Annotated in this window: 15 protein-coding genes; 9 read left to right on the plus strand and 6 right to left on the minus strand. The window is 75.7% G+C overall.

Going from position 1 to position 15,500, the window contains the following annotated elements:
- Nucleotides 1–38: 38 nt before the first annotated feature.
- The 5 genes from V1J52_RS10910 (at nucleotide 39) to V1J52_RS10930 (ending at nucleotide 4,241) form a co-directional block, all read left to right on the plus strand.
- The gene (locus V1J52_RS10910) at nucleotides 39–503 is read left to right on the plus strand and encodes an SRPBCC family protein (RefSeq protein WP_330139459.1); all 465 of its coding nucleotides are present in this window, start codon (nucleotides 39–41) and stop codon (nucleotides 501–503) included.
- Between the two features lie 5 nt (nucleotides 504–508).
- Nucleotides 509–1,657 carry an ArsA family ATPase gene (locus tag V1J52_RS10915; RefSeq protein WP_330139460.1) on the plus strand — a complete coding sequence of 383 codons (1,149 nt, stop codon included), beginning with the start codon at nucleotides 509–511 and terminating at the stop codon, nucleotides 1,655–1,657.
- An 89-nt stretch (nucleotides 1,658–1,746) separates the two neighbouring features.
- Nucleotides 1,747–2,346 (plus strand): DUF5304 family protein, encoded by a 600-nt coding sequence (locus tag V1J52_RS10920; protein WP_330139461.1) that lies wholly within the window; start codon nucleotides 1,747–1,749, stop codon nucleotides 2,344–2,346.
- 139 nt (nucleotides 2,347–2,485) lie between these two features.
- Nucleotides 2,486–3,427 (plus strand): ROK family glucokinase, encoded by a 942-nt coding sequence (locus V1J52_RS10925; protein ID WP_330139462.1) that lies wholly within the window; start codon nucleotides 2,486–2,488, stop codon nucleotides 3,425–3,427.
- A gap of 49 nt (nucleotides 3,428–3,476) precedes the next feature.
- Nucleotides 3,477–4,241: an endonuclease/exonuclease/phosphatase family protein gene (locus V1J52_RS10930; RefSeq protein ID WP_330139463.1), complete on the plus strand. Its 765-nt coding sequence runs from the start codon at nucleotides 3,477–3,479 to the stop codon at nucleotides 4,239–4,241.
- Nucleotides 4,242–4,600: 359 nt separating this feature from the next.
- Here the strand turns inward: V1J52_RS10930 and V1J52_RS10935 are convergent, their stop codons facing one another.
- Both V1J52_RS10935 and V1J52_RS10940 read right to left on the minus strand, forming a co-directional pair.
- A complete protein-coding gene (locus V1J52_RS10935) occupies nucleotides 4,601–5,269 on the minus strand; it encodes a hypothetical protein (protein ID WP_330139464.1) in 669 nt (222 codons plus the stop codon).
- A complete protein-coding gene (locus V1J52_RS10940) occupies nucleotides 5,266–6,027 on the minus strand; it encodes an alpha/beta hydrolase (protein ID WP_330139587.1) in 762 nt (253 codons plus the stop codon). Before V1J52_RS10940 ends, V1J52_RS10935 begins: the two co-directional genes overlap by 4 nt.
- A gap of 147 nt (nucleotides 6,028–6,174) precedes the next feature.
- Here V1J52_RS10940 and V1J52_RS10945 point away from each other — a divergent pair, with 147 nt between their 5' ends.
- The 4 genes from V1J52_RS10945 to V1J52_RS10960 all read left to right on the plus strand — a co-directional run bounded on the left by V1J52_RS10945 (nucleotide 6,175) and on the right by V1J52_RS10960 (nucleotide 10,064).
- On the plus strand, nucleotides 6,175–6,927 hold the full coding sequence (locus tag V1J52_RS10945; protein WP_330139465.1) for a lysophospholipid acyltransferase family protein: 753 nt from the start codon (nucleotides 6,175–6,177) through the stop codon (nucleotides 6,925–6,927).
- A gap of 124 nt (nucleotides 6,928–7,051) precedes the next feature.
- The gene (gene macS, locus V1J52_RS10950; protein ID WP_330139466.1) at nucleotides 7,052–8,272 is read left to right on the plus strand and encodes a MacS family sensor histidine kinase; all 1,221 of its coding nucleotides are present in this window, start codon (nucleotides 7,052–7,054) and stop codon (nucleotides 8,270–8,272) included.
- Nucleotides 8,269–8,964, plus strand: coding sequence for a response regulator (locus tag V1J52_RS10955; RefSeq protein ID WP_330139467.1), 696 nt, complete (start codon nucleotides 8,269–8,271; stop codon nucleotides 8,962–8,964). Before macS ends, V1J52_RS10955 begins: the two co-directional genes overlap by 4 nt.
- Before the next feature lie 101 nt (nucleotides 8,965–9,065).
- Nucleotides 9,066–10,064 (plus strand): ATP-dependent 6-phosphofructokinase, encoded by a 999-nt coding sequence (locus V1J52_RS10960; protein WP_330139468.1) that lies wholly within the window; start codon nucleotides 9,066–9,068, stop codon nucleotides 10,062–10,064.
- 59 nt (nucleotides 10,065–10,123) lie between these two features.
- Here V1J52_RS10960 and V1J52_RS10965 read toward each other — a convergent pair whose 3' ends face one another.
- The 4 genes from V1J52_RS10965 to V1J52_RS10975 all read right to left on the minus strand — a co-directional run bounded on the left by V1J52_RS10965 (nucleotide 10,124) and on the right by V1J52_RS10975 (nucleotide 15,360).
- Nucleotides 10,124–12,082: an anthranilate synthase family protein gene (locus V1J52_RS10965; RefSeq protein WP_330139469.1), complete on the minus strand. Its 1,959-nt coding sequence runs from the start codon at nucleotides 12,080–12,082 to the stop codon at nucleotides 10,124–10,126.
- Between the two features lie 97 nt (nucleotides 12,083–12,179).
- Nucleotides 12,180–12,239, minus strand: a complete 60-nt coding sequence (locus V1J52_RS26235; RefSeq protein ID WP_503676888.1) for a trp operon leader peptide — start codon at nucleotides 12,237–12,239, stop codon at nucleotides 12,180–12,182.
- Between the two features lie 165 nt (nucleotides 12,240–12,404).
- On the minus strand, nucleotides 12,405–14,942 hold the full coding sequence (locus tag V1J52_RS10970; protein WP_330139470.1) for a TPR repeat domain-containing protein: 2,538 nt from the start codon (nucleotides 14,940–14,942) through the stop codon (nucleotides 12,405–12,407).
- 64 nt (nucleotides 14,943–15,006) lie between these two features.
- On the minus strand, nucleotides 15,007–15,360 hold the full coding sequence (locus V1J52_RS10975) for a hypothetical protein (RefSeq protein WP_330139471.1): 354 nt from the start codon (nucleotides 15,358–15,360) through the stop codon (nucleotides 15,007–15,009).
- Nucleotides 15,361–15,500 lie beyond the last annotated feature (140 nt).

Raw genomic sequence — 15,500 nt, forward strand, 5'->3', positions numbered from 1 at the left:
GCAAGCGGCGGCACGGGGCACTCGAAAGGCTCACAGCGATGGCGGAACACACCAGGTCGAGCACCACGATCGACGCGGAACCGGCCGAGGTCATGAGCGTGATCGCCGACTTCGCCCGCTACCCCGAATGGACCGGCGAGGTCAAGGAGGCCGAGGTCCTGACCACCGACGCGCAGGGCCGCGCCGAGCAGGTGCGCCTGCTGCTGGACGCCGGGGCCATCCGCGACGAGCACACCCTCGTCTACACCTGGCACGGGCCGCATGAGGTGAGCTGGACGCTCAGCACGTCGCAGATGCTGCGGGCGCTCGACGGCTCCTACCAGCTCGCCCCGGCCGGCTCCGGACGCACCGAGGTGACGTACCAGCTCACCGTGGACGTCAAGATCCCCATGCTCGGCATGATCAAGCGCAAGGCCGAGAAGGTCATCATCGACCGGGCGCTGGACGGGCTGAAGAAGCGCGTCGAGTCCGGCGCGCCCGGCACCGCCGGCGGCCAGGGCTGACCGGAGTGCGCCGTACGGTCCTCGTCACCGGCGCGGGCGGCGCGGGCGTCACCACGGTGGCCGCCGCCACCGCGCTCGCCGCCGTCCGCGACGGCCACCGAGCGGTCCTGCTCAGCCAGGGGCGGCTGCCCGCGGTCCTCGACGGCGTCGCGGGCCTCACCCTCGTCCGCGTCGACCCGGCTGCCGGGTTCCGCGCGGCGGTGCTGGCCGCGCAGCGGCACGGCGGCGGCGCGCTCGACCTGCTCGGCGCGCAGCCGCTGGACGAGGACGAGCTGACCGAGCTGCCCGGCACCGCGCACCTCGCGCTGCTCCACGCCCTGCGCACCGCCCGCGAGCGCGCCGGACCCGGTGACGTGCTCGTCGCCGACCTGCCGCCCGCCCCCGACGGCGTCGCCCTGCTCGGACTGCCCGCCCAGCTCGCCCGCTACCTGCGCCGCCTGCTGCCGCCCGACCGGCAGGCCGCCCGCGCCCTGCGTCCCGTGCTCGCGCAGCTCGCGGGCGTCCCCATGCCCGCGCAGTGGCTGTACGAGTCCGCCGGGCGCTGGCAGGAGGCGCTCGCCGCCGTGCGGGAGGTGCTGGACGACCCTGGCACGTCCGCGCGGCTGGTGGTCGCGCCGGTGCCGGGCGCCCCCGCCGCCGTCGCCGAGAGCCGGGCCGGGCTCGCGCTGCACGGGACGCCGCTGGACGCGGTGATCGTCAACCGGATGCTGCCCGCCGGTGTGGCGGACGCCTACCTGGACGCGCTGCGCGGGGAGCAGCGGGCCGTGGCGGACGAGCTGCGCGCCGCCCCGCACGGGCCGCCGCCGCTGGAGCTGCCGTGGCTGCCCGCCGCTCCGGCCACCCCCGACGACCTCGCGGCCCTCGGCGTCCCGGGCCCCGGCGCGCCCCCGCCCGGGCCCGCACCGCGGATCGCGGACCGCCGCACGGAGGACGGCGAGCTGGTGTGGCGGCTGCCGCTGCCCGGTGCCGTCCGGGAGCGGGTGGCGCTCGTGCGGCGCGGGGACGAGGTCATCGTCACCGCGGGCCCGCACCGCCGCGCGCTGCCGCTGGACGGCGCGCTGAGCCGCTGCGCCGTCGCGGGGGCGCGCCTGGCGGACGGCGGGCTCACCGTCCGGTTCCGGCCCGATCCCGCGCTGTGGCCCGAGGGGAGTTGACCGGTACTGTCGGTACGAGGCGGGGGCCGCGGCCGTCCGCCGCAGCAGGCAGGGGCACGCGGGAGCCGCCAGAACGTACAGGAGCAGTCATGAGCGATGCCGCCGGGCGCGACACCAGGAAGTCCGGCGCCGGGGACCCCGGCGCGACGGGACCCGGAGCCGCGGAAGCCGGAACCGCGGGAGCCGGTGACGCGAGCGCCGGGGCCGGGGCCGCGGGGCCGGGGGCCCCGGACGCCGACGCGTGGGCCGACGCCTGCGCCGAGGACCTGGCCGCCGAACGGGACCGCCGCCGCGAGCGGTACGGGAGCGGCGGCGCTCCCGGCGGGGCCGCCGAGGAGCTGCGCCGCCTCGCCGAGACGGTCGCCGGGCGCCTCGCGGACCTCGCCGGTCCGCTGACCGGCGGCGCCGCCCAGGGCGAGCAGTGGGCCCGGCAGCTCGTGGACGGCGCGCGGGCCGCCGCCCGGCCCGTCCTCCAGCGCAACCCGGACGTCGTCGCCCACCTGTCCGCCGCCGGCAGCGAACTGCTCGCCGCCTACCGGTCCGCCGTCGCGGACAGCGAGCAGCGCTGGACGCGCACCCCGGACGGCACCACCGCGCCCGCCCCCGGGCAGCGGGAGGACCCCGGCGCCCCGCCGTCGCGGGAGCGGTCCGCCGAGCCGCCGGGCACCGAGCGCATCGACCTGGAGTAGGGCACCGGCACCGGCCGGGAACCCGCGCGTCCAGCGGGCGTCCAGCCCGCTGCCCACGTGCTGGGCACCCGCCACCTGGGGTCCCGTGGCTCCGGTAACGTTGAGTTCAGCGGGGATCTACCGGATAACTGAGGGACTTATGGGACTCACCATTGGCGTCGACATCGGCGGTACCAAGGTCGCGGCCGGTGTGGTCGACGAGGACGGCAACATCCTTGAGACCAGCAGCGTGCCGACCCCGCAGACCGCCGAGGGCGTGATCGACGGCATCGCCGACGCGGTACGGGAGGCCAGCTCGGAGTACGAGGTCGAGGCCGTCGGTATCGGCGCGCCCGGCTACGTCGACGACAAGCGGGCCACGGTGCTGTTCACGCCGAACCTGACCTGGCGCCACGAGCCGCTCAAGGACAAGGTCGAGCAGCGCATCGGCCTCCCCGTCGTCATCGAGAACGACGCCAACGCGGCGGCCTGGGGCGAGTACCGGTTCGGCGCGGGCAAGGGCCACGGGGACGTCGTCTGCATCACCCTCGGCACCGGCCTGGGCGGCGGCATCGTCATCGGCGGCAAGCTGCACCGCGGCCGCTTCGGCGTGGCCGCCGAGTTCGGCCACATCCGCATGGTGCCCGACGGCCTGCTGTGCGGGTGCGGCAACCAGGGCTGCTGGGAGCAGTACGCCTCCGGCAGCGCGCTCGTGCGCTACGCCCGGCAGCGCGCCGCCGCCACCCCGGAGAACGCCGGCATCCTGCTCGGCCTGGGCGACGGCACCCCCGGCGGGGTGCAGGGCAAGCACGTCAGCCAGGCCGCCCGCGAGGGCTGCCCGGTGGCCGTGGACTCCTTCCGCGAACTGGCCCGCTGGGCCGGAGCCGGCCTCGCCGACCTCGCGTCCCTCTTCGACCCCTCGGCGTTCATCGTCGGCGGTGGCGTCTCGGACGAGGGCGAACTCGTGCTGGAGCCGATCCGCAAGTCCTACCGGCGCTGGCTGGTGGGCGGCCAGTGGCGCCCGCAGGCCCAGGTGCTCGCCGCCCAGCTCGGCGGCAAGGCGGGCCTGGTGGGCGCGGCGGACCTCGCCCGGCAGGGCTGATCCGCCGAAGGCCGTGTGGCCGGGCCGGGCCCGGACGTAACGTGGGGGCATGACGACGACGCTCGCCGACCTGCCCGCGTCCGGTACCGCCGCCGACGGCTCAGCCGTCGTCCGCCTGCTCAGCTACAACGTCCGCTCGCTGCGGGACGACGAGGGGGCGCTCACCCGGGTCATCCGGGCGTGCGCCCCCGATGTCGTCTGCGTGCAGGAGGCGCCGCGCTTCGTCCGCTGGCGCAAGCACGCGGGGCGGCTGGCCCGGCGCAGCGGGCTCGTCTACGTCACCGGTGGCGCCACCGCGTGCGGCCCGATGGTCCTCGCCTCGCTGCGGCCCACCGTCGAGCGCACCGAGGACGTGCTGCTGCCCCGCACCCCGGGCCTGCACCAGCGCGGGCTGGCCACCGCCGTGCTGCGGTTCGGCCGCCACGCGCGGCTCGCGGTCGTCAGCGCGCACCTGAGCCTGCGGCGCGACGAGCGCCACGCGCAGGCGGGTCTGCTGCTCGACCGGCTGTCCGCGGTGGAACCGCTGCCCGCCGTCGCCGCCGGGGACCTCAACGAGCGTCCCGGCGGACCCGCCTTCCGGCGGCTGACCGCACGGCTCAGGGACGGCTGGGCGACGGCGCCGTGGGGCGCCGAGCACACCTCGGACACCGTGCGGCCGCACCAGCGGATCGACGCCGTCCTCGCCGGGCCGGGCGTCGAGGTGCTGGGCTGCGGCGTTCCGCTGGGCCTGCCCGGCGTCACCGACGCGGCACTGCGTGCCGCCAGCGACCACCGCCCGGTCCTCGCCGCGCTGCGCGTCCCGGCCACCCGCTGAGGGCCGCCGGGCCGCGTCCCGCGGGCTCCGCGCGCCGCTCGCGGTCCGCCCGCTCCGCGTCCTGTTTCAGCAGGACGTTGACGACTCCTCCCGTCACCAGCGCCACGGCGCTGAAGACGACAAGCAACACCAGCATGCTCGTTCCCCCACCCTCGACCTGTTCCGGGCCCGCCCCCGCGGGCCGGCGGCGCGTCCCGCGTGCGGAGCGCCGCCCGGGACCAGGCTAGGGCAGGCCGGGCCCGCGCTTGCAGGCCGGAACCCGGCAGCGAAGGAGGCCGCACGGCTGCCGTTCCCGTGACGCCAGGGGCGGGTGTGAACGCCGCGCGCGGGGGAGTGGGCGGGCGGCGCGTGGCGCGGGGTCACACGACGGCGCCGCGCCCCGGGTCGTCGAAGTCGTCGTCCTCGCGGCCGTCGCGCATCCGGGCGACCAGGGTGCCGAAGCCGCCGAGGAAGCCGCCGATGCCCAGCGTCGTCATCCACCACGTCACGTCCCAGCCGAACAGCACGGCGGCCAGGAGCAGCGCGGGCCCGCCGAGCACGGCCAGCCACGCGAACTTCGTCGCCGTGTCGGCCTCCGGCAGCGGCGGGGGCTCGGGCGGCACGAAGTGGTCCTCCGCCTCGGGCGCCTCGGCCGGTTCCCAGTCGCGCGGCCCGGTGCCCGCCGCGTAGACGGTGAAGCTGCGCACCGGCGCGTCACCGGCGCCGCCGCCGTCCCCGCGCGGCTCCCGCGTCTCTCTGGCGAGGCCGTCCCCCTCCCCGTCCCCGCTCCCGTCCTTCTCCGGCTCCGCCGCCGCGCGCTCGGCGGGACCGGACTCCGCGCCGGGCTGCGCGCCGGACTCCGCACCCGGTTCCGGGCCCGGTTCCGCGCCGGTCTCCGCCTCCCGGGGCTCGTCGCGGGCCTCCGCCTTCGCCCAGACGCCGGGCGGGTCCGGCGGCTCGGCGCCGTACCCCGCGACGATCTGCGCCCAGGCGGCCTGCTCGTCCAGGGGCTCGCGGCCTTCGCCGCGGCCGTGCTCACGCTCCGTCACGTGCCGTCTTCCTCTGCCAGCCGGGTGATGAACGCGTACGAGTCCGCGAAGATCCGCTCCGCGTCGTGGTCCAGTGTGGCCACGTGGTAGCTCCGCTCCAAAACCGTCTCCGTCACGTCGGTGGACGACACCGAGCCGAGCACCAGCGCCGAGTCGCCCGGCGGCACCACGTGGTCGACCCGGCTGTGCAGGACGAGCAGCGGCTGCGTCACCTGCGGCAGCTCGCCGCTCACGAGCCGCAGCAGCGCCCGCAGCGAGTGCGCGGCGTGCAGCGGCACCCGGGTGTACCCGATCTCGCGCGGCCCCTCCTTGCGGATGTCGCTGGTGATGCCCCGCGTCGAGCGCACCAGGTACCGGCCGACCGGCAGCCCGTACCCCTGGAGACGCGGGAAGGTCATGGCCGGGTTGACCACGGCCACCCCGCTGATCGCGTCGCCGTGCTTGGCGGCCAGCCGCAGTGCCAGCGTCCCGCCCATGGAGAGGCCGGCGACGAAGACCTGCCGGCAGCGGCGGCGCAGCGCGTGCACCTCGTGGTCGACGGCCGCGTACCAGTCCTGCCAGCCGGTGATCTGGAGGTCCTCCCAGCGCGTCCCGTGACCGGGCAGCAGCGGGACGGAGACGGTCAGCCCCCGGTCGGCCAGGTACTGCGCCCAGGGCCGCACGGACTGCGGTGAGCCGGTGAAGCCGTGGCTGATGAGGACGCCGGTGTCCGCCGATCCGTCGTGGCGCACCGGCTCGCACCCGGGTAGCAGCGGCACCGTCATCTCCTCGACGCGTGTGGACAGCACGGATGGGGTCCTGCCACCCTACGCGTGCGCCCGGCTACCGGGTAGCCCGATACGCCCGGCGGCAGGCCGCCGGAACCGGGATAGGCTGCTGCCCGGCAGACACAGGAGGTTCCCCGGTTGTTGTACGGCGCGATGAAGGTCTCCATCGGCGGGTCGCTGAAGCTCGCCTTCCGGCCGTGGGTCGAAGGGCTGGAGCACGTCCCGGAGGCGGGGCCCGCGATCCTGGCGAGCAACCACCTGTCCTTCTCGGACTCGTTCTTCCTGCCCGCCGTCCTCGACCGCAAGATCACGTTCGTGGCGAAGGCCGAGTACTTCACCACCCCCGGGGTCAAGGGGCGGCTGACCGCCGCGTTCTTCAAGGGCGTCGGGCAGCTCCCGGTGGACCGCTCGGGGGCGCGCGGCGCCGCAGAGGCGGCCATCCGCAGCGGCATCCAGGTGCTGGAGCGCGGTGAGCTGTTCGGCATCTACCCCGAGGGCACCCGCTCGCCCGACGGGCGGCTCTACCGGGGCAAACCCGGCGGGCTCGCCCGCATCGCGCTGGCCACGGGCGCGCCGGTGCTCCCGGTGGCGATGATCGACACGGAGAAGATCCAGCCGCCGGGCAAGGTCGTCCCCAAGCTCATGCGCCCGGGCATCCGCATCGGCGCACCCCTGGACTTCAGCCGCTACCAGGGCATGGACGGGGACCGCTTCATCCAGCGTTCACTGACCGACGAGGTCATGTACGAGATCATGAAGCTGTCCGGCCAGGAGTACGTGGACATCTACGCGACGGCGGCGAAGCGCCGCATCGCGGACGCCGCGAAGGCCGCGAAGGCGGCGTCGAAGGAGCAGGAGCAGGACGGCAAGCAGGACGGCGCGGCGGCCTGACGCCGCCGCGTCCTGCGGGGGAGACGATGTGACCGGCACCGCAGAGCCATCCGCACGCCCGGAAACCGGCCGCCCGCCGCCAGGCCCGCCAGGCGGCCTCCCGCCCGCGCCCGCCGGGCGTGCGGTGGCCTGGTGGGCGCGGCGCGGCGGTCCCGGCGCCGGCACGTCCGTCGAGCAGCCGCTGTGGCGGGCGCTCGCGGGCTACCGGGTGCTGACGGCCGGGTACGCCGCCGCCGTCTTCGCCTACCACGCCGACACCTACGGCCGCCCCGCCGTCGGCATCCCCTACCTCGCGCTGCTGGCGCTGTGGACGCTCGGCACGCTCCGGAACGTCTCCTGTGCCGCGCGCTGCACGCCGCGCTTCCTTGCCGCCGACCTGGCCCTCGCGCTCGCGGGCATCCTCCTCACGCCGCTGGCCGACACCGCCGGTGCCGTCGGGCCGACGCTGCCGTCGATCTGGGTGGCCGGTCCGGTGCTGGCGTTCGCCATCAAGGGCGGCTGGCGCTGGGCCGCCGGGGCGTCGCTGGTCATCGGCGCCGCCAACGTCGTCGAACGCGGGGGGCTGTCCAGCGACACCGTCCACAACATCCTGCTCGTGACGGTCGCCAGCATCGGCATCGGGTACGTCGTCGAGGTGGCCCGCGTCTCCGAGCGCACCCTCGCCGAGGCCCTGCGCGTCGAGGCGGCGACGAGGGAAAGGGAGCGGCTGGCGCGGGACATCCACGACAGCGTCCTCCAGGTGCTCGCCATGGTGCAGCGCCGGGGTGCCGCGCTGGGCGGTGAGGCGGCGGAGCTGGGCCGGCTGGCCGGTGAGCAGGAGGTGGCCCTGCGGACCCTCGTCTCCAGCGGGGTCGGCGCGGAACCCGGCGCGGGTGCGACGGACTCGGCCGGTGCGGACAGGACGCGCGCGGGTGCGGCCGGTGTGGCGGGCGGTGCGGGGGACGGCGGCGCGGTCGGCGGCGGGGTGGACCTGCGTCCGCTGCTGGCCCCGCACGCCGGGAGCCGTGTCACCGTCGCCGAGCCCGGGGCGCCGGTGCTGCTCCCGGCGGACGCCGCCCGCAGCGTGGCCGACGCGGTGGCCGCCGCGCTCGACAACGTCAGGCGGCACGCGGGCGAGGGCGCCCACGCGTGGATCCTGCTGGAGGACGAGCCCGGCGCGGTGCTGGTGACCGTGCGGGACGACGGCCCGGGCATCCCGGCCGGGCGCCTGGCGGCGGCGGAGGCCGAGGGCCGGATGGGGGTGTCCCTGTCGATCCGCGGCCGGCTGCGCGAGCTGGGCGGCAGCGCGGACGTCGTCTCGGTCCCGGGGCAGGGTACGGAAGTCGAACTGAGGGTGCCGAAATGACCGAACCGAACGCAGCGCCGCCGCTGAGGGTGATGGTGGTCGACGACCACCCCATGTGGCGGGACGCGGTCGCCCGCGACCTGGCGGCGGCCGGGTTCGACGTCGTCGCCACGGCCGGGGACGGCCCGCAGGCCGTGCGCCGCGCCGAGGCCGTCCGCCCCGACGTGCTCGTCCTGGACCTCAACCTCCCCGGGCTGCCCGGCGTGGAGGTGTGCCGGCGCCTGGTGGCCGAGGGCTCGGCGCTGCGCGTCCTGGTGCTGTCCGCCAGCGGGGAGCACGCCGACGTGCTGGAGGCCGTCAAGTCCGGCGCCACCGGCTACCTGGTGAAGTCCGCGGGGCCGCAGGAGCTGATCGACGCGGTGCGCCGCACGGCGGCGGGCGACCCGGTGTTCACCCCGGGGCTCGCCGGTCTCGTCCTCGGGGAGTACCGGCGGCTGGCCGGGGAAGCGGGAGCGGGGGAGGCCCGGGGGCGGGGGGACGGCCGCGCGGACGCCCCGCACCTCACCGAACGGGAGACGGAGGTCCTGCGCCTGGTCGCCAAGGGGCTGTCGTACAAGCAGATCGCCGAGCGTCTGGTCATCAGCCACCGCACGGTGCAGAACCACGTGCAGAACACCCTCGGCAAGCTCCAGCTCCACAACCGGGTGGAACTCGTCCGCTACGCCATCGAGCGCGGTCTGGACGACGGCTGAGCACGCGGTAGCGTGATCGTGCCGGGGCGCCGGAGCGCGACGCGCCGAGGGCGCCGGGAGAGGGGCGGCAGCTCACCGAAGCAGCGAGAAGGGAAGAGGCCATGCGGATCGGAGTGCTCACCGGCGGCAGCGACTGCCCGGGGCTCAACGCGGTCATCCGCGCCGTCGTCCGCAAGGGCGTGCAGGACCACGGCGATACCTTCACCGGGTTCCGCGACGGCTGGCGCGGCGTGCTCACCGACGACGCGATGGAACTCGGCATCCCGGAGGTGCGCGGCACCCTGCCGCGCGGCGGTACCGTGCTCGGCTCCTCCCGCACGGACCCGCTCGCCCGCCCCGACGGCCCGGCGCGCGTGCGCGCCACCCTGGAGGCCCGGCGCCTGGACGGCCTCGTCGTCATCGGCGGCATCCACACCCTCACCGCCGCCGCGACCCTGGCCGACGAGCACGGCATCCCCTGCGTGGGCGTGCCGAAGACCATCGACAACGACATCTCCGGCACCGACTACACCGTCGGCTTCGACACGGCCGTCGGCGTCGCCACCGAGACGATCGACCGGCTGCACACCACCGCCGAGTCCCACAAGCGGGTCCTGGTCGTCGAGGTGATGGGCCGCACCAGCGGCTGGATCGCCATCCACGCGGGCCTGGCCGGGGGCGCCAACGGCGTGCTGATCCCCGAGCGGCCCTTCGACCTGGACCGGGTGTGCGGCTGGGTCGCGTCCCGCTTCGGGGCCAGCTACGCCCCGATCGTCGTGGTCGCCGACAACGCGCGGCCCGCCGGGGAGCCCGTACGGCTCGGCGGCCTCTCCGGGATCGGGGAGTGGCTGGGCCGGGAGATCGAGCACCGCACCGGCCACGAGTCCCGCGCCACCGTCCTCGGCCACATCCAGCGCGGCGGCACCCCCTCGCCGTTCGACCGCTGGCTCGCCACGCGCTTCGGACTGCACGCCGTCGACGCCGTGCACGACGGGGCCTGGGGCCAGATGGTCGCCCTGCACGGCCAGGACGTGGTGCGGGTGCGGCTGGCCGACGCCGTCGCCACGGTGAAGACGGTCGACCCGGCCCGCTACGCCGAGAACGAGGTGTTCTTCGGCTGAGCCGGGCCGGGCCCGCACCGGGCGGTGGTGCACGCGTGCCGCGGCGGTGTGGCGGCGCGTCAGACGTGCACGGCCGCCAGCAGTCCGGCGGTGAGCGTCACCCCGTCGAGCGTCAGCACGGACTCCGGGTGGAACTGGACGCCCGCGAAGCCGGGGCCGCGCAGCGCGTGCACGTCACCGGACGCCGCGTCGCGGGCCACCTCGACGCCGTCGGCGGCCAGGCGGGCGGCCGCCGCGGCGTCGCAGCGCGCGGTGAAGGAGTTGTAGAACCCGACCGTCTCGGGCCGTCCGAAGAAGTCGATCCGCTCCTGCGCGCCCTGGTGCGGCACGGCCTTGCGGACCAGCGGCAGCCCCAGCTCCGCCGCGAGCAGCTCGTGCCCCAGGCACACGCCGAGCAGCCCGTGCCGGTGCCCGCGCAGCAGATCCGCCGACAGGGCGCGCAGGAACCGCATCTTCGGGTCGGCGGCGTCCCGGGGATCGCCGGGGCCCGGCCCGAGCACGACCGGCCCCGGGTGGGCCAGCGCCGCCGCGCGCAGCCCCGGCTCGTCGTAGCGGCGGACGGTGACCGCCATCCCGGTGGAGCGCAGCAGGTGGGCCAGCATCGCGGTGAACGTGTCCTCGCCGTCCACCACCAGCGCCTCGTGCCCTGAGCCGCCCGGCACCGCGCCGGAGCCGTCCCCGCCGGTCCCGCCGCCCGGGAGCTCCCCGGCCTGGAGTTCCCCCGCCCGGGGGTCCCCGGCCTGGAGCCGGAGCCAGAAGGGGGCCAGGTCTGCGCGGCGCGCCTCCAGGGCGGCCCGCACCCGGGCGTCGTCGGCCAGCCGTCCGCGCGGCTTCGCCCCGGCCGGGCGTCCCGGCCGCACGCCGAGGGCCGTCAGCACCCCGGCCGCCTTCGCGTGCGTCTCCGCGACCTCGCTCGCCGGGTCGGAGTCCCGCACCAGCGTCGCCCCGACCGGCACCCGCAGCCGTCCCGTCGCCGCGTCCACGTCGGCGGTCCGGATGAGGATGGGGGAGTCCAGCGTCTGCGCGCCGCCCGCGTCCCGGCCGAGCAGCGCGAGCGCGCCCGCGTAGTAGCCCCGGCCGCCCGCCTCGTGGCGCCGGATCACCCGGCACGCGTTCTCCACCGGGCTGCCGGTGACCGTCGCCGCGAACATCGTCTCGCGCAGCACCTCCCGGGCGTCCAGCGTCGTGCGGCCGCGCAGCTCGTACTCGGTGTGCGCGAGGTGGGCCATCTCCCTGAGCCGGGGCCCGACGACGACGCCGCCCCGGTCGCCGACGGTGCACATCATCTTCAGCTCCTCGTCCACGACCATCGACAGCTCCGCCGTCTCCTTCGCGTCCGCCAGGAAGTCCAGCAGCCCCTGCGTGCTCGGGCCGGCGGGAGGGTAGCGGTAGGTGCCGCTGATCGGGTTCATCACGACCGTCCCGCCGGTCATCCGCACGTGCACCTCGGGGCTGGCCCCGATGAGCGTCCGCCCGCCGGTGTGCACGACGAACGTCCAGTACGCGCCCCGCTCGCCCTCCAGCAGCCGCCGGAACAGTGCGAGCGCGTCCCTCGGCCCGTAGCCCTCGACGACGCCCTCGAAGGTGCGCCGGACGACGAAGTTCGCGCCCTCGCCCTCCGCGATCTCCCGGGTGACGACGTGCCGCACCGTCTCCTCGTAGGCGGCGTCGGACACGTCGAACCGGCCGTCGGCGACCGTCACGCGGTGCGCGGGCAGGGCGGCGAGCACGTCCGCCGCCGCCAGCTCGTACCGCTGCGTGGGCACGAGGACGGCCAGCGGCGTCCCGTCGTCCGTGACGTCGAACCCGCGCTCCCGGATCTGCCGGAAGGGCACCAGCGCGAGGGCGCCCAGCTCCGCCTCGGGGATGTCGGCCAGCCGCTCGGCCTCCCGCACGGGCCCGGTCAGCACCTCGACGGTGTCGCGCTCGCGTCCCGGTGTGCGGCGGCGGAGCAGGGCGAACGGCGGGGCGTCCGGGGCGAGGAGTCGTCCGACGAGGGTTTCCGGGGTGGTGGCCATGGGGCTTCCTTCCGTGGCGGTGGGGGAGGGAAGCGGCCCGGACACGCCGAAGGCCGCCCCTCGGGCGGCCTTCGCGTGCGGTCTTGGGTGCGCGCAGTCAGTGGGCCGCCGGATGAGCGGTCCACCACCAGGAGGCGGCGTGCGTCTGCGCGAACATGCCCGCACCCTACCCGCGCGCCACCGGCCCCGCGAGCACCCGTCCGCATGCCGGTCACGCGGCGGGCGCGCGGCGGGCCGGGGAGTGGTCCGGGCGGCGGCCCGGGCGGCCGGGACGCGGCCGGGCACGCGGCGGGCGCGGCCCGCCGGGCGGGGGCCGGGCGGGTCAGTCGTCGTCCAGGTTCAGCACCGGGCTCTCGCCGGTGTAGGAGTCGAGGTCGTTGAGGTTGACGTTCGGGTCGATCTGCGCCAGGTCGGGCGTCCGCGCCGTGGCGGTGTTGAAGTCCGTCGCGTAGCCGAAGCCCTCCTCCGCACCGGCGAGGGCCGCCAGTTCGTCGCGGATGGCGGTGGCGTCCGCCCGCGTGTAGTCCAGCTCCGGCAGCTCGCCGGGGAGCTGCGCGCCGTCGGGCAGCGTGTACCGCACGGCGTCCCCCGACGCGTTCGCGTCGATGGCCGCCGCGGCGACGGCGTGCTGCATCGACCAGTCGCCGTACAGCTCGTTGGTGTACTGGAAGTCCGCCATCACCTGCGGCTGCTCGGGCTTGGGGCCGCTGTAGAAGCCGTTGGCGAAGCCGTACCCGGTCGAGGCCAGGGCGACCCCGGCGGACGCACCCCCGGTGGCGGGGATGGCGGCGACGCCGAGCCCCGCGCTCACCGACGAGGTCACCAGCTTGTGCGCGAACTGCGCCTGGGCGTCCGCGTCGCCGCTCAGCTCCGCCAGCGCCAGCGCCTCGCCCATCCCGACGACCGCGTTCACGTCGGAGATGTGGGTGAACCGCTCCGAGGCGTTGGCGTTCTCGTCGGTGAACGCCTGGCCGGCCACCTGGTACTGGTGGTTGTACACGCCCTCCTTGAAGTGCGCGTTGACCGACTCCTCCGTCTTGGCCAGGAACGAGAACAGGTCGCCCCGGTCGTCGTGGCCGAAGGTGAAGGTGCCGTCGCCGCGGTCGAACTGGGTCTCCGTGTCCTGCGGCCGGGCCAGCAGGTCCAGGTAGGCGACGGTGGTGTCGGCGACGGCACCCTGGAGGGCGGTGTGGTCGGTCGGGTACACCTTGTCGTAGCTGTGGTCGGTGGGGTCGTCCGTGCCCAGCATGCCGTGGTGGCCGGCGGCGTACTCCAGCACGTGGAAGGCGGCCTCGGTGTAGTGGTCGCCGCCCTGCCCCTCGACGGGGATGGTGCCGCCGCGGATCAGGTCCGCGACGCCGTCGCTGTCGGCCCAGTTCGCCCCGAGGACGCGCTCGCGGTACTCCTCGTCGATGAGCAGCTCGGCCGAGGTGTCGCCGTTGCGGGACACGGCGATCAGCAGGCCGCTGCTGCCGGTGTTCTCGTACAGGTCGAGGCCGTCGGGGATGGGCCGCTCGGCCCCCAGGTACTCGTTGGCGATGTTCCGGTTCCACCGGTCCACGGTCTCCTGCACCGTCATGGCGGTCTCGGCCATGTCCCGGCTGAAGGAGTCGCCCGCGGGGACGGTCGCGTGCCCCATGAGGGCGCCGAAGTCGTTGTAGGCGTCCAGCACCGCGTCCGGCTCGCTGGAGGTGTCGGACATCGTCTCGCCGTAGTCGTACACGAACTCGCTGATCGAGTCCGGGACGGATTCCCGGCCGAACCGGGAGCCCGGGTCGATACCCCCGACGGTCGGGTCCATCAGGACCTGGATGCCGTTCGCGACGGCCGCCTGGGCCGCCTCGACGCGCTCCACCTGGGCGCGTTCGTTCCCCGGCGAGGTCGTGCCGACGCCTTCGCCGAGCGCCGCGAGCGTCTCGGCGTCGAGGGCGCCGTAGAACGCGCTGAGGTAGGCGACCTCCTCCGGCGTCAGGTCGCGGGCGGGCTCGCCCGGTGTGCCCCCCGGGGGGTGGACGCGGTCCAGGATGCTGCCGACGCCCGCCGTGTAGCGTTCGAGCTGCTCGGGGGTGGGCTCCCCGTCCGCGAACAGCTCCTGGAGCCGTTCGCCCTCGTACGCGGCGCGGCCCTCGGTGGCCCAGATGTTGACGGGGGAACCTCCCGCGTCGTAGCCGAGGTCGCTGAGGTAGCCCTCGCGGCCGCGCAGGAAGTTGTAGTAGCCGTCGAGTTCGGTCTCCATGTCGCCGTGGCAGGCGGAGGCGTAGTTCCCGGCGTGCTCGGTGCGGGTGGACTTGATGTGGGCGATGATGTCGTCCAGCGGGAAGACGCTCGGCGAGATGGTGAACGTCCGCTCCAGGACGACGTACGACACCTGGCCGCCGCCGTCCTTCATCGGCACGTAGGGCAGCTCGTCCATCGCGGCCTTCTTCTCGCGGGCGGCCCCGATCTCGTTGTTGCCCTTGGTCTCCAGCCGGTCGATGTCCGCCTGGAGGTCGTCGGCGAGGTCGTCCACGTCGCCGACGACCTCCTCGGCGCGCTCGATCACCTCGGCCAGCACGCCCGCGACCTCACCGAAGTCGGCGCCGTTGCCCTGGAGGTCGGCGTGGTTGTCCCGCAGGTGCTCGGCGGCGTCGTCGTAGAGGGCGGTGGGGCCGCTGGTGCCCGCGTCCTCCTCCAGCTGCGAGGCGTAGGCGGCGATGTCGCCGGACTCCTCGGCCTCCTTGCCCGCCTGCCGGAAGATGACGCGCAGCTCGTCGATCGCCTCGACGTCCGTCTCGTCCTTGAAGGTCTCCCGCAGCTCCCACGGGTCGCAGCCCGCGGCCTCGGCCACGGCGCTGCGCGTCAGCGTGAACTCGTCACTCATCCCTGTGTCCTGGTTCGGCGGCCGTCACGCGTGCCCACGTGCCTTCTGCGTTTCTCGCGCGCACTCACATGCCGTCGGCCACCGAGCGGCGCACCGCCGGGTCCGCCGGTACCGCGCCGCGCTGGGCGGTGCCCGCCAGCTCGTCCGTCTCCACGCCCAGACCGGCCGCCGCGCTGCCGCCCTCCCCGAGCGCGTCACGCTGCTCCCGGGCGCGCTCGGCGCCCCGCGCCTGCCCTCCGGCGGTGCCGTTCAGCACCCCGGAGAACGACGACGCGCCCCCGCCGCCGAACTGGGTGGCCGACGTGCTCACCGCGCGCACCCGCCGCGCGACGCCGTCCGCGGCGTCGGCCGCGTCGTGGTTGTGCCGCGCGCTCTCCCTGAACCCCTCGGGCAAATACTCCAGTTCGCCGTCCCCCATGGCCGCCTCCCGTCGTCGAGCACGTCGTGCTCCACCGTAGGCCCGGGGCGTATCAGCGGCGTATCAGTGCGTGCGGCTGACGTTCACGGGCTCTTCGCCCCGCGATCCCTGTACGGCGCGGCGTTCCTCCGGCACGTTGG

This window comes from Streptomyces solitudinis (genome assembly GCF_036323765.1).
In the GTDB taxonomy this organism is placed as follows: domain Bacteria; phylum Actinomycetota; class Actinomycetes; order Streptomycetales; family Streptomycetaceae; genus Streptomyces.